This window comes from Gilliamella sp. W8126 (genome assembly GCF_016102185.1).
GTDB lineage: Bacteria > Pseudomonadota > Gammaproteobacteria > Enterobacterales > Orbaceae > Gilliamella > Gilliamella apis_A.
Genome location: NZ_JACFPE010000004.1, coordinates 152,092 through 166,864 on the forward strand (window position 1 = coordinate 152,092; position 14,773 = coordinate 166,864).

Annotated in this window: 13 protein-coding genes; 9 read left to right on the plus strand and 4 right to left on the minus strand. The window is 36.7% G+C overall.

Translation table 11 applies throughout. The features are described 5' to 3' along the window. Positions 1-65 precede the first annotated feature (65 nt). From H3S74_RS09085 to rraA, 5 genes are all read left to right on the plus strand, one after another. On the plus strand, positions 66-1,037 hold the full coding sequence (locus H3S74_RS09085; protein WP_065579101.1) for an HlyD family secretion protein: 972 nt from the start codon (positions 66-68) through the stop codon (positions 1,035-1,037). Further along, entirely contained in the window at positions 1,019-2,158 is a 1,140-nt protein-coding gene (locus H3S74_RS09090) for an ABC transporter permease (RefSeq protein WP_086363528.1), read from the plus strand. Before H3S74_RS09085 ends, H3S74_RS09090 begins: the two co-directional genes overlap by 19 nt. A 14-nt stretch (positions 2,159-2,172) precedes the next feature. Further along, entirely contained in the window at positions 2,173-3,360 is a 1,188-nt protein-coding gene (locus tag H3S74_RS09095; RefSeq protein ID WP_110448745.1) for an ABC transporter permease, read from the plus strand. Positions 3,361-3,431: 71 nt separating this feature from the next. Next, positions 3,432-4,334: a 1,4-dihydroxy-2-naphthoate polyprenyltransferase gene (locus H3S74_RS09100; protein WP_198192459.1), complete on the plus strand. Its 903-nt coding sequence runs from the start codon at positions 3,432-3,434 to the stop codon at positions 4,332-4,334. Positions 4,335-4,423: 89 nt separating this feature from the next. Continuing rightward, the gene (rraA, locus tag H3S74_RS09105; RefSeq protein ID WP_086358333.1) at positions 4,424-4,915 is read left to right on the plus strand and encodes a ribonuclease E activity regulator RraA; all 492 of its coding nucleotides are present in this window, start codon (positions 4,424-4,426) and stop codon (positions 4,913-4,915) included. A gap of 98 nt (positions 4,916-5,013) precedes the next feature. Here the strand turns inward: rraA and dprA are convergent, their stop codons facing one another. Beyond that, a complete protein-coding gene (gene dprA / locus H3S74_RS09110; protein WP_181414709.1) occupies positions 5,014-6,114 on the minus strand; it encodes a DNA-processing protein DprA in 1,101 nt (366 codons plus the stop codon). 158 nt (positions 6,115-6,272) lie between these two features. Here dprA and def point away from each other — a divergent pair, with 158 nt between their 5' ends. Then, positions 6,273-6,785: a peptide deformylase gene (gene def, locus H3S74_RS09115; protein ID WP_110448742.1), complete on the plus strand. Its 513-nt coding sequence runs from the start codon at positions 6,273-6,275 to the stop codon at positions 6,783-6,785. 47 nt (positions 6,786-6,832) lie between these two features. On the opposite strand, the gene grpE is transcribed toward def, so the two are convergent. Beyond that, positions 6,833-7,417 (minus strand): nucleotide exchange factor GrpE, encoded by a 585-nt coding sequence (gene grpE, locus H3S74_RS09120; protein WP_086363534.1) that lies wholly within the window; start codon positions 7,415-7,417, stop codon positions 6,833-6,835. A gap of 154 nt (positions 7,418-7,571) precedes the next feature. On the opposite strand from grpE, the gene nadK reads away from it, so the two are divergent. Continuing rightward, complete coding sequence (gene nadK / locus H3S74_RS09125; RefSeq protein WP_198247718.1) at positions 7,572-8,450, plus strand: NAD(+) kinase; 879 nt, start codon at positions 7,572-7,574, stop codon at positions 8,448-8,450. 64 nt (positions 8,451-8,514) lie between these two features. Here the strand turns inward: nadK and H3S74_RS09130 are convergent, their stop codons facing one another. Both H3S74_RS09130 and argF read right to left on the minus strand, forming a co-directional pair. Continuing rightward, positions 8,515-9,012 carry a phosphatidylglycerophosphatase A gene (locus tag H3S74_RS09130; protein WP_198201571.1) on the minus strand — a complete coding sequence of 166 codons (498 nt, stop codon included), beginning with the start codon at positions 9,010-9,012 and terminating at the stop codon, positions 8,515-8,517. A gap of 102 nt (positions 9,013-9,114) precedes the next feature. After that, the gene (argF, locus tag H3S74_RS09135) at positions 9,115-10,122 is read right to left on the minus strand and encodes an ornithine carbamoyltransferase (RefSeq protein WP_086363536.1); all 1,008 of its coding nucleotides are present in this window, start codon (positions 10,120-10,122) and stop codon (positions 9,115-9,117) included. A gap of 269 nt (positions 10,123-10,391) precedes the next feature. Here argF and carA point away from each other — a divergent pair, with 269 nt between their 5' ends. Then, positions 10,392-11,552, plus strand: a complete 1,161-nt coding sequence (gene carA, locus H3S74_RS09140) for a glutamine-hydrolyzing carbamoyl-phosphate synthase small subunit (RefSeq protein ID WP_198247719.1) — start codon at positions 10,392-10,394, stop codon at positions 11,550-11,552. Between the two features lies 1 nt (position 11,553). Then, positions 11,554-14,769, plus strand: a complete 3,216-nt coding sequence (gene carB, locus H3S74_RS09145) for a carbamoyl-phosphate synthase large subunit (RefSeq protein WP_198222563.1) — start codon at positions 11,554-11,556, stop codon at positions 14,767-14,769. Positions 14,770-14,773: the final 4 nt, after the last annotated feature.

Sequence of the window (14,773 nt, forward strand, 5' to 3'; positions counted from 1 at the left end):
CTTTATTACATACAATTATCCTAGTTGTTTAGGTCTTATCTGATACTTATTAATCTAAAAAATATATGAATAAAAAAATTTTTATTGTAGTTGCATTGATTGTTATTTTAATTTCAATGACGATTTTAATTCGTGCTCATAGTAGCCAGCTAATTTTGCAAGGTGAAGTGGATGCACCTAATGTTAGCATTTCCTCAAAAGCAAAGGGGCGAGTGCAGACTATTCATGTCAATCGAGGTGATGATGTTAAGCAAAATGACATCTTAATTACACTCGATAGTCCTGAATTGTTAGCGCAAGTTAAAGCCGCTGAAGCAGCTAGGGAGCAAGCGCAAGCACAAGTGCAACTTTCTCAAAATGGTACTCGTGAAGAGAGTATTCGTTATTATGAAGCATTACTTGAACAAGCTAAAGTTGCTTACGATAATGCTTCTAAAGAATACAATCGTAACAAAGCGATTTCGGCCAAAGGCTTTGTCTCGCAATCAATATTAGATAGTGCGCTAAAAACTCGCGATGCGGCTTATCAACAAGTGTTGTCAGCTCAAGCTAATTTAGATCAAGCCAAAAATGGCGATCGGGTTGAACAACGTGAAATCTATAATGCTAAATTAAAAGAGGCTGAAGAGCAGCTTAAACAACTACAGATCCAATATGATGATTTGCAAGTTAAAGCGCCAGTAGATGGGGAGGTAGGTTCAATTCCTGCTGAAGTTGGCGAGCTATTTAATCCTAATAGTCCACTATTAACGGTTATTCGCTTACCGCAAGCTTATTTTGTGTTTAATCTGCGTGAAAATATTATGCCTAATATTCACAAAGGTGATCATGTTAAGCTGGAAGTTCCTGCGCTTGGTAATAAAGAAATTGAAGCTGAAATTCGTTTTATTGCACCAATGGGAGATTATGCGACTAAACGGGCAACGCGAGCGACGGGTGATTTTGATTTAAAAACGTTTGAAATTAGACTTTATCCAACTAAACCTGTAGAAGGCTTACGTGCAGGTATGAGTACATTATGGAAAATCGACGACTAATTTTAGACTTCTGGCATCGCTTTAAAGACGCATTTAACGATGAAATCCCAGATATATTTAAGCGCTTTACTTTCCACTGGTTAATGTGGATTTTACCGCTGATTATCTTTGTGATCATCAGTAGTATATTTTACCGAGGTGTGTTATTTGATCTGCCAGTAGGCTATGTCGATCAAGATAAAAGTACTTTATCTCGTGAAATTGTTCGCGATCTTAATGCTGGTGCGCATGCAAATTTATTCAATTATGATAATCAGCTTAAGAGCGCAGAACGCGATTTAGAAAAAGCAAAAATCTACGCTATTTTGTATATTCCGCCTAATTTTGAAGCTGATGTGTTAGCAGGACGTCAACCAACACCGATGCTCTATTATAATGCTTTATACTATAGTGCTGGCCTCTATTCTATAATGGATTATTCAGGTTTAATAGCCTCATTAAACACTCAATATCGTACCACAATGGCAACAAGTATTGGTTTGCCGGTACCGAAACTTGCACAAGTTAATTTCAATTATGATGGGCTATTTAATGCCAGTGGTAACTCAATGTACTTTCAGCAATTTTCTGCAGTTGTACATTTATTACAATTATTTGTTGTAACAACAACTATTTATATTTTATCTCGCTTGCCTAAGCGAACTCGGCCTAATTATCCGTTTGTTTTGGGTAAATTAGCACCTTATACCATTTGGTATACTATGTTGTTAATGTTTGAAATAGCAATGTTAGTGTTATTTTCTGATGCTAGGGTATCAGGTTCGCCATTCGCCATGATGCTAGTGGTGTTTTTTTATGTAATTGCAGCACAAAGTATCGGTATTTTACTTTATTCGTTTACCAAAAATGTATTAGATGCTTATACCTATATTGGGGTGTTAGTTGGATTGGCATTAACTTATTCGGGGGTGGTTGTGCCAGAATTGTCAATGCCATGGATAGCGAGATTTATTTCGTCCCTTGAACCTTTAACCTATGCGCTTAATAAATTATTCGATCTATTTTTACGGCATTCTAGCTATATATCGGTATTGAAAACCTGCGCTATTTTAATGATCTATCCAATAATTATTACAGTATTAGTAAGAAAACGTTTAGTCAAACGTTTACATTCACAGTAAGAGGCTATATTGGCATGCTTAAGCTATTTCTATCTTCAGCAGTAAAAATGTTTTTTTATATGCTAATGCGACCAATGTGGCTGTTGCTATTAGTATCTGTCTCGTTAATGAGTTTAGTCTATGTGAATGGTACCATCACCAATTTGCCGGTTGCGATTGTTGATCAAGATCATACTACCACCAGTCGAAGTCTGATTCGTTCTTTAAATACCAGTTCCAAAATTGATGTGCTTACTTATGAAAATTCATTGCAAGCCTATGATGATATTAACAGCCGTAAGTTATTTGCGGTGTTCACCATTCCGCGGGATTTTGAAAAGCGACTATTGAATGGTGAAGATGTAACAATCCCTGCTTATGGTGATGCCTCCAGCCGTTTAGCAAATGGTCTGATACAGGTGGATATTAGAGGAATATATCAACAAATATTGACCGAATATAATACCCGTGTGATGCGGAATAGTGGTTTTTCTGATCCACAAATTAATATCATATTATCACCAATTAAAGGGCAAACTATGCCGCTTTATAATGCTGGTATCAGTTTTGCAGCGATAACGTTTCCTGGCTTGTTAGTCATGTTATTGCAACATACCTTTTTAATAGCAACAACACGAACTAATCTAACTTTGCATTCACTGCCACAAGGAAAACCACCAAAAATTGTCATATTTGGTAGCTTGTGTGGTCTTATTCCGATATGGCTATTTTTGTCTTTAGTCCTATTTGGATTATGGCCATGGGTGCTTGGTTATCGGCAATTAGCTAGCATTCCAGCTATTTTGGTGATGACATTTCCGCTATTATTAGGCGTATTAGGCTTAAGTAAATTACTGACTGAATGTTTACATCGAACCGAGATGATTTACTTAACTTTAGCTTTTTTGACAACACCGGTATTTTATCTATCCGGTACCATATGGCCACTTGATGCCATGCCGTTATGGGTACAAACGGTATCACGGATGTTACCATCAACTTGGGCAACCAATATGATTGCTGGAGTAAATCAGATGGGATTAGGTTTGTCAGATAATTTATTTAATATCTTTATGATTCTATTTCTTGGTGCAATTTATGGTTCGTTAGGCTTTTTTATTGCAGCATTGCGAGAGGGTAAAATCAGAGGATACATCAGAAAAATAAAGAAATTTATGCATTCCAATAATAAAAAAATTGATAATAAACCATCTATTAGTTAGTGCTAATGGATGAATATACTATCAATTACTGATATGATGAATGATTGATTTTTTCGCAAAAAAACAGTTATATGGCCAATAAATGTTATCCATGGATTATTAGTTTACGTCCGAAAACATTAGCTTTATCGTTTTCTGCTATTTTGTTGGGCAATGCGCTTGCGTATTGGCAACATTCTTTTGATCTAATTATTATGTTGTTAGCAATGATTACTGCAGCGTTGTTACAAATTTTATCCAATTTAGCCAACGATTATGGTGATGCGGTTAAAGGTGGCGATAAACACAATTTAATCGGCCATCAACGTGGTTTACAGCTAGGTCTAATCACTCTTAATCAGTTAAAAATAGCTATCTGGATCACCATTATATTGTGTGTTTGTTCTGGATTGACTCTACTTTGGTTAGCCTGTAATAACGCTTATCAATTATTAATTTTTATCTTATTAGGTTTATCTTCAATCATCGCAGCAATTACTTATACCGTTGGTAAAAAACCTTATGGCTATATTGGTTTAGGTGATCTATCGGTGTTAATCTTCTTTGGCTTAGTTGGTGTGATGGGCAGTTATTATTTACAGACTAAAACTTTATCGGCATCAATCGTTTTTCCTGCAATAGCCAGTGGTTTGTTGGCAGTGGGAGTGCTAAATATTAATAATTTGCGTGATTATGAAAGTGATAAACAACATCATAAACGGACTTTGATTGTGCTGATTGGTAAAACTTATGGTTGTTGTTATCAGTTAGTTTTGTTAATTGTATCATTATGTTTCTTTGGTTTATTTGCTTATCAACAGTTACACACTTATTGCAGTGGTATCTTTTTATTAACACTGCCGTTGTATCTTAAACATATGTACATGGTGTTTAAATTTAATACGAATAAAGACGCTGTGCCACTATTAGTACAAATGGTCAAACTTGCTTTATTGACTAATTTACTTTATTGTTTAGGTATTATTTTGAGCTAGCTCACGTTTATTCCAAATTTATATCGTTTTACTTCATGTTAGCGTTATACTAGAATCGAATAGATATTACTGTATAAGGAGACTCGACCATGGAATTTGATACATCAATTCTTTGCGATTACTACCCAGAAGATGTGAACGTTGTCGAACCGATATTTAGTAACTTTGGTGGTGTGGCTTCATTTTCTGGCCAAGTTGTCACCGTGAAATGTTTTGAAGATAACGGCATTTTGTACGAAGTGTTACAATCCAATGGTGCAGGGAAAGTATTGGTTATTGATGGCGGAGGTTCGGTGCGTCGAGCATTGATAGATGCCGAATTAATTGATATTGCCCTACAAAACCAATGGGAAGGCATTATTGTTTATGGCGCAGTGCGCCAAGTAGATTATCTTGCTGATGCTGAAATTGGTATTCAAGCACTAGCTGCAATTCCTGTTGGTGCAGAAGATCAAGGTGTTGGCGAAGTTGATATTCGTGTCAATTTTGGCGGTGTAACTTTCTTCTCGGGTGATTTTGTTTATGCTGATAATACTGGCATTATCTTATCTGAAATTGCACTTGAAGTAGACGATAAATAACTTGGTTCTTCTTCGTTATTATTTTTAAAATAAACCGCAGTATTTTTACAGCGGTTTTTTATGTTGAAAAACCCCGTTCCTCAATTTTTTCGATAACTTTATATCGTGCGGTTACGAATATAGCCTCCAGTGACGGTGATAATTAAGCCAGCTATTTCCATATCTAATAATTTAATGGTTAACTCAGGAATGGGTAAATCAACTAGCGTAGCGATTGTATCAACAGCAATAGGCTGATGATGAATAACAGCAAAAATTTCTGGATATAAAACGGTATTACCCTCTTTGTTTTCATGATTATTCTGTCGATTAAGTGATGATAAAAAGCCACTATAATGTTCTAAAATATCGGTTGGTTTAGTAACCAGATAAGCGCCTTGTTGGATTAAATAATGGCTACCATGGCTATTTGGATTATCAATATCACCAGGTAAAGCAAAAACATCACGATTCTGCTCAAGAGCATAACGTGCGGTAATAAGTGAACCACTTTGCTCAGAAGCTTCAAGCACAAATGTCCCTAAGCTCAATCCACTAATAATTCGATTTCGACGAGGAAAGTATACTGCTCTTGCTTTTTCAAATGGGCTAAATTCTGAAATGAGCGCTCCATTTTGAGCTAAAATATCATTTGCCAATCTTAGATTGGCGCGTGGTGTAATTTCCGCTAAACCGCTACCTAATACAGCAATGGTATTGCCGGATACTTCTAGTGCACCACGATGACAAATGGCATCTAAACCGAGAGCGAGCCCACTAGTAACAGTTAAACCATTAATGGCTAATTCGCTAGCAAAATAGCGCCCCCACTGTGCGCCATATTCACTAAATTCACGACTACCCACCATTGCAATTTGTGGAGAGTGTAATAGTTGTTTATTACCCATAACAAATAGCAATAACGGTGGTGAACTGATTTGTTTAAGTAATGTTGGATAATCTGAGTCACAATAAGCAATCAAATGTTTAGCTGGGTTAGCAGTAGCTAACCAATCAAGGATGGGTTCAAAATGAAGATAGGAAATGGCAAAAAAACGACTTTGAAGAGTTTTACAAACGCCTATCTTTTCCAATAATAGTGGTACATTATTTATTTTATTAGGTAGACCAGCACTAAAATATAGACCTATTTTTTCAAAATATCTTATTCTTTTATGGCCAAGCATTGAAATTCGCAATAAAAATTCATATTTACTCATTACAGTCCTTTTATATACATCGTTAGCTTGAACCATATCTAGAATTGATTAGATATATTTTACCAATAGCCAACTAAGGCTATTCATGGGCATAATAAATGTTTACAATGTATACGAAATTGAGAAAACACCAAATTGAGGAGTAGATCGAAGAATTTATGGCTATTTTACCGGTATTGCGTTTCCCAGACGAACGACTTCGCACAGTCGCTAAGCCTGTCTCTAATTTTACACCTGAGCTACAAGAAATTATCGATAATATGGTTGAAACCATGTACGCTGAACATGGCATTGGGCTTGCCGCAACGCAAGTTGATGTGCATGAGCAAATTATTGTCATTGACGTGTCAGAAGATAAAAGCCAACTTTATGTGATTATTAATCCAGAAGTGATTAGTCAAGAGGGTGAAACAGGCATTGAAGAAGGATGCTTATCGATACCTGACTGCCGTGGATTTGTGCCTAGATCGGAAAAAATCAAGATTAAAGCGTTAGATCGTAATGGTAATCCTTACGAAATCGATGCTGATGAATTGTTAGCCATCTGTATACAGCATGAAATGGATCATTTAAAAGGTAAACTGTTTGTTGATTATCTCTCGCCATTAAAGCGACAACGTATTGAACAAAAGATGAGAAAACTGACTCGTGAGGAGCAGAAAAATCGATAAAAAAAACCGCCAGCTATTTTGGCGGTTTTTTACTATATAGCCTAACTTTATTTAGCTACAATTACCATTGCTGGTCGAATTAATCGGCCATTAAGTGTATAGCCTTTTTGAATAGTATTAACAATTTGTCCTGATTGATGTTCTGGTGATTCAACCATACTAATTGCTTGATGCAGATCAGGATTTAGCTGTGAATCAGCTGTATTGATAACTTCAATACCAAATTTTTTGACCGTATCTAAAAATGATTTAAGTGTTAACTCTAATCCTTCTACCGTTGCTTTATGTTCAGGATTATTTTTATCGGTAGATTCTAATGCCCGTTCAAGATTATCAATCACCGGTAAAAGTTCATTTGAGAATTTTTCAAGAGCAAATTTACGTGCTTTATCAACATCTTGTTCAACACGTTTGCGTACATTATCGATTTCAGCACGAGCACGAATCATTGCTTCACTCTCGTTTTTCTTAGCAAGTTGCAGTGCTTGTTCAAGTTCGCTAATGCGAGCATCTTTGGCCTTTAACTGATCTTCAACACTTGGTTGTGATGGGGTTTGCTCTTCAGTACTTTGCTCAGCTGGGGTTTCAATGTTTGTCTCATTTTCTGACATATTGTTCTCTTGTTCTGTCATACGGTACTCCAAATTTAGTCGAAAACTTAGTGAATAACAGTTATTATGGGGACAAATTTTATTATTACAAGTTTAACGATAAGATGATATCGTGTTTTTTAATTGATAACTAAAAAATAATGATACTTAAGTCAAAAATGAACAAGGATATTTTATGGGTAGACCATTTAAATGTATTGGTTTGGTTGGGATTCCACGTAAGTTAGAGGCGATAGAAACTCATCAGGTACTTTATGACTGGCTAGTTAACTTAGGTATTGCAGTTTTAGTAGAAGATCGATTAGCTCAATATATTAAATTACCTAGCAATGTCTATGCATCTCTCGATACTATTGGTGAACAAGCAGATTTAGCCATTGTGGTGGGTGGTGACGGTAATATGTTACGTTCCGCTCGTCACTTATCACACTATAAAATCAAAGTAATTGGGGTGAATCGAGGTAATTTAGGTTTTTTAACTGATATTTCTCACGACCATGTCATCGAACAATTAACACCGGTTATTAAAGGTGAATATGACGAAGATTCACGATTTTTACTAGAAGTATCTATCTATAGTGATGGTCAATTGATTAATTCTGGTTTTGCGGTAAACGAAATTGTGGTTACCCCCAATACTGTTGCGCATATGATTGATTATGATGTGTATATCAATGAGCGCAATGCTTTCTCACAACGTGCTGATGGTTTAATTATTGCCACGCCGACTGGTTCGACCGCTTATTCACTATCGGCTGGCGGGCCAATACTGGCGCCACATTTAGATGCGTTAATTATTACGCCAATGTTTCCACACTCTTTGGCAGTTAGACCTTTAGTGATTAAGAGTGATGATCCTATTCATCTTAAATTTCCAACTACCGCTTTGGATCTTAATATAGCTTGTGATAGCCAAATTATTTTACCGGTTAGGCCAACCCAAGATGTGATAATCCGTCGCTCCAATTATGAATTTAATTTAATCCATACTAAAGACTATGATTATTTTAATAATTTATCGAGTAAGTTAGGATGGTCACAAAAAATGTTTTAAGGGTTGCTATGCTAAGTAACCCTTATTTTCATATTGAAATTATCATTTAAAGATAGATTTATCTTTAAATGATAAAGGTTAAAAGATAAACCGATAATGATGAAAAGATTGCCGCGATCACATCATCAACCATAATGCCAAATCCCCCTGGTACACGTTTATCAAACCAACGGATTGGCCAAGGTTTGGCCATATCAAAGATTCTAAATGCAACAAAAGCAATCGTTACCCATAAAATCGAAATCTGTGGAATAAAAAATAAAGTTATCCACATACCGACAAATTCATCCCAGACAATATGGCCTGAATCATGAGTATGAGTATCATCTGAAGTTTTTTGGCAAACAAAACAACCAAAAATAAAGGTTACTAAAATAAACACCCAATATAACGTTGGCGTTAAACCGTAGAATAACAGCCATAATGGGATCGCCATTAATGATCCCATAGTACCCGGCATGATTGGCGATAAACCACTACCTAAGCCAACAGCCAAAAAGTGAATGGGATTAGTTAGCTTAAGGTACTTTCTAAAATCTTTATTGCGCTGTTTTTTAGTCATTATGATAAAAATCTTTTGATAAAATTATGCCGACATTAGGTCGGCAAAAAGTTTCTTAGCCAAGTTAAGCTAAGCAAGCAATGATGATAATCAAATATATTATTAGTCTTTAGCTAACGTTGCAACCATTACTGCTTTAATCGTATGCAAGCGGTTTTCAGCTTCATCAAAAACGATGCTATGTTTAGATTCAAAGACTTCATCTGTGACTTCTAAACCATTTTTTAAACCATACTGAGCTGCCATTTGTTTACCAACAGTGGTATTCATATCATGAAATGCTGGTAAACAGTGCATAAATTTGACTTCTGGATTACCAGTTAAATTGATGACATCCTGATTTACTTGATATGGCGTTAATAATTTGACTCTTTCGTCCCAAACTTCTTTTGGTTCGCCCATCGATACCCAAACATCGGTATATAGAAAATCCACATCTTTAACACCATCAGCAACGTCTTGCGTTAAAATGATTTTTGCGCCAGTTGTTTTAGCTATTTCTTGGCATTTTTGTACCAATTCTGCTTCTGGCTGACAAGCTTTAGGGGCCACCAAACGAATTTCCATGCCCATAAGTGCAGCACCTTCCATTAATGAGTTACCCATGTTATTACGGGCATCACCTAAATAAGCAAATTTAACACTGCTTAATGCTCGCTCACCAATATGTTCTTGCATGGTCATAAAATCAGCTAAAATTTGAGTTGGATGTGCTTCAGTGGTTAAACCATTCCAAACCGGGACACCAGAATATTTAGCTAAGGTTTCAACAATTTCTTGCCCATAGCCACGGTATTCAATGCCATCATACATTCTGCCTAATACTCGAGCCGTGTCCGCAATTGATTCTTTGTGTCCAATTTGGCTGCCACTTGGCCCTAAATAGGTAACTTGTGCACCTTGATCAAATGCACCAACTTCAAATGCACAACGAGTGCGAGTTGAGTCTTTTTCAAAAATAAGCGCAATATTTTTACCGACTAAATGTTGTTTTTCGGTACCTTGTTTTTTGGCTTTTTTTAATTCAATAGCTAGATTAATCAATTGATTGATTTCTGCTGGAGTAAAGTCAAGTAAACGTAAAAAATGACGTTGATAAAAACCGTGCATACAGAGCTCCTAATAGCCGTAAAAAATTATTAAGATTTTATTTGAATAATTATGCAATTTCAAGTTAAACATTTCATATTTATGTGATATTGGTGTTAAATTATGGAATAGTCTAAAAAATTAGACTTTATTGTTTAATTATTTTTTATAATATCGCTTTTTTTGTTTAAAAAATTGTAATAAAATGGCCAAATATTGTCTCTTTAGAAAACAATTAATTGAATTTTTATTCATAATTATTGATTATTTAATCAAAAGGTCGTTTAATCATGCAAACTTATGCCCTCCTTATTTTACAAGATGGTTCACAATTTATTGGTAAATCAATTGGTGCTGAAGGCCAAACTGTTGGTGAAGTTGTATTTAATACTTCTATGACAGGGTATCAAGAAATTCTTACTGATCCTTCATATTGTGAACAAATAGTGACATTAACGTATCCGCATATTGGTAATGTTGGTACCAATAGTGCTGATGCCGAATCAACGCAAGTTTATGCAAAAGGATTGATTATTCGAGATTTACCATTAATCGTAAGTAATTATCGCAGCGAAATGGATCTTTCAAGTTATTTAAAAAAACATAATGTGATTGCAATAGCAGATATTGATACACGTCGTTTAACACGTATTTTACGTGAAAAAGGGGCACAACATGGCGTGATTATTACCGCAAATGATAAACAGACCTTACTTGATAATGTAGAAAATGCTAAACAACAGGCAGTAGATTATAAGGGTTTAAGTGGTTTAGATCTGGCTCAAGATGTGACGTGCAGTAAAAGTTATACATGGACCAGCAGTATATGGACAATTCAACAAGAGTATCCAATCCCAAAAGCAGAAAGTGAACTACCTTACCATGTTGTTGCTTATGACTTTGGTGTTAAACAAAATATTTTAAGGATGTTAGTTGCGCGTGGATGTAAGTTAACTGTTGTTCCCGCTAAAACGCCAGCAGATGAAGTGCTGGCATTAAATCCGGATGGTATCTTTTTATCAAATGGCCCAGGAGATCCGGCGCCTTGTACTTATGCTATTGACGCGATTAAGCAGTTTCTGACTACCGATATTCCTGTTTTTGGTATCTGTTTGGGACACCAATTGTTAGCGCTAGCCTGTGGTGCTAAAACTATCAAAATGAAATTTGGTCACCATGGTGGTAACCATCCAGTTAAAGATTTGGAAAATAATAGGGTAATGATTACTGCGCAAAATCATGGCTTTGCTGTCGATGAAAATTCCTTACCTAATCATTTACGAGCTACACATAAATCGTTATTCGATGGTTCATTACAAGGTATTCATCACAATCAAAAACCAGCATTTAGTTTTCAGGGCCATCCAGAGGCAAGTCCGGGGCCTCATGATGCTGCGCCACTTTTTGATCACTTTATTGAATTAATTAAAATTTATAAGCAGGAGCAATAACATGGCTAAGCGAACAGATATTAAAAGTATTCTAATTATTGGCGCAGGGCCAATCGTTATCGGTCAAGCTTGTGAATTTGATTATTCCGGTGCTCAGGCATGTAAAGCATTACGTGAAGAGGGCTATCGAGTCATTTTAGTTAACTCAAATCCCGCAACCATTATGACCGATTCAGAAATGGCTGATGCTACCTATATTGAGCCTATCCACTGGACATGTGTGCGCAAAATTATCGAGAAAGAGCGACCTGATGCCATTTTACCGACAATGGGGGGGCAAACGGCATTAAATTGTGCATTAGAGCTTGAAAAACAGGGAGTATTAAAAGAGTTTAATGTTGAAATGATCGGTGCTACTGCCGATGCGATTGATAAAGCGGAAGATCGCAAACGCTTTGATCAGGCGATGAAAAAAATTGGTCTTGATACAGCTCGTTCTGGTATTGCTCACTCATTAACAGAAGCTTATGCGGTATTAGAACAAGTCGGCTTTCCTTGTATTATTCGTCCTTCTTTTACAATGGGGGGAACCGGTGGCGGTATAGCTTACAATCAAGAAGAATTTGAGGAAATATGTACTCGAGGACTTGATTTATCACCGACTAATGAATTACTTATTGATGAATCATTGATTGGATGGAAAGAGTATGAAATGGAGGTCGTGCGGGATAAAAATGACAATTGTATTATTGTTTGTTCGATTGAAAATTTCGATCCTATGGGGATCCACACTGGCGACTCAATCACGGTTGCACCGGCACAAACCTTAACAGATAAAGAGTATCAAATTATGCGTAATGCCTCAATTGCGGTATTACGTGAGATAGGCGTTGAAACTGGTGGTTCAAATGTTCAATTTTCGGTTGACCCAAAAACAGGTCGATTAATTGTGATAGAAATGAATCCTCGGGTATCGCGTTCTTCAGCATTAGCATCTAAAGCAACTGGTTTTCCTATTGCTAAGATCGCGGCTAAATTAGCGGTTGGCTATACACTTGATGAACTCTGCAATGATATTACTGGTGGAAAAACACCTGCTTCTTTCGAACCTACTATTGATTATGTCGTTACTAAGATCCCACGGTTTAATTTTGAAAAATTTGCTGGCTGTAATGATCGCTTAACTACTCAAATGAAATCAGTTGGTGAAGTGATGGCCATTGGCCGAACATTCCAAGAATCCATGCAAAAAGCACTTCGAGGTCTAGAAGTTGGTGCCAGTGGGTTGGACGAAAAAATCGATGATTATAGTGATGAAAAGAATCTAACTAAAATTCGTTATGAATTACAGGAAGCTGGTAGTGAGCGTATTTGGTATCTAGCTGATGCGTTTCGTGCTGGTTTCACGCTGGATGAAATCTTTTTATTAACCCATATTGATCGTTGGTTCTTAGTGCAAATTGAAGAGTTAGTCCAAATAGAAAATCGCTTAAAACAGCAAACGATTGAAGATCTTGATCAAGAGGCATTATGGCAGCTTAAGCGCAAAGGATTTTCCGATCTTCGTATCGCCAAACTCCTAGGTTGCCAAGAACAAATAGTGCGAGATCTACGTTGGCAATATGATATTCACTCAGTTTATAAACGAGTGGATACTTGTGCTGCTGAATTTTCAACCGATACAGCCTATCTTTACTCAACATATGAGCAAGAGTGTGAAGCACAACCACAATTTAATCGTAAAAAGATTATGATTTTGGGCGGTGGGCCTAATCGAATTGGTCAAGGCATTGAATTTGATTATTGCTGTGTGCATGCTGCATTGGCTTTACGTGAAGATGGTTTTGAAACCATTATGGTAAATTGTAATCCAGAAACTGTTTCAACCGATTACGATACTTCGGATCGTCTGTATTTTGAGCCAGTCACTCTTGAGGATGTACTTGAAATTGCTCATGTTGAAAAACCTGATGGGGTAATTGTGCAGTATGGAGGTCAAACGCCGCTTAAACTTGCCCGAGCACTTGAACAAGCAGGCGTACCGATTATTGGTACTTCGCCTGATGCCATTGATAAAGCAGAAGATCGCAAACGTTTCCAAGCTATCGTTGATAAGTTGCAGTTAAAACAACCCGTAAATGCTACTGTCACTGATCTCGATGAAGCAGTGATTAAAGCTGAGCAAATTGGTTATCCATTAGTGGTTCGTCCTTCTTACGTATTAGGCGGACGAGCAATGGAAATTGTTTACAATGAACAAGATTTACGCCGTTATTTTAAAACAGCGGTGAGTGAGTCAAATAATGCGCCTGTACTACTTGATCACTTTTTAGATGATGCAATCGAGGTGGATATTGATGTCATTGCTGATGGTGAACAAATTATTATTGGTGGCATTATGGAACATATTGAACAAGCGGGTATTCACTCTGGTGATTCTGCTTGTTCGCTACCAACCTATACATTAAGTCCTGAAATTCTAGCTGAACTGCGTAAACAAGCTAAACAGTTAGCATTCGAGCTAAACGTAAAAGGTTTAATGAATGGACAGTTTGCAGTAAAAGATAATCAAGTTTATCTGATTGAAATTAATCCTCGGGCTGCACGAACGGTACCTTTTGTCTCGAAAGCTACAGGGTTACCATTGGCCAAAATTGCAGCTCGGGTGATGACAGGAAAATCGCTGGCACAACAGAATGTGACTAAAGAAGTGCTGCCTCCTTATTACTCTGTTAAAGAAGTGGTATTACCATTTAATAAGTTTAGCGGTGTCGATCCTATTTTAGGTCCAGAAATGCGCTCAACCGGTGAAGTCATGGGAATTGGTAAAACGTTTGCCGAAGCTTTTGCTAAAGCACAACTTGGTAGTTTATCTAACATGAAAAAATCGGGTAAAGCATTACTTTCAGTTCGTGAACAAGATAAATCAAGACTATTAGAAGTAGCTAAATGTTTAATTGCGCATGGTTTTACGATTGATGCAACCTTGGGTACGGCCAAACTGTTACAACAAGCAGGTATCAGCTGCCAAATCGTTAAAAAAGAGAATGAAGGTCGGCCAAATATTCATGATCATATTAAAAATGGCGAGTACAGTTATATTCTTAACACAACTTCAGGTCGTGCGGCTATTGAAGCATCTAAAATCCTACGCCGTAGTGCTATCCAATATAAGGTTCATTATGATACGACTATGAATGCAGCTTATGCTACGACAGCAGCTTTGGATTACGATCCTGCTGATAGTGTGATACCGTTACAGGCACTTTATCAATAAACAA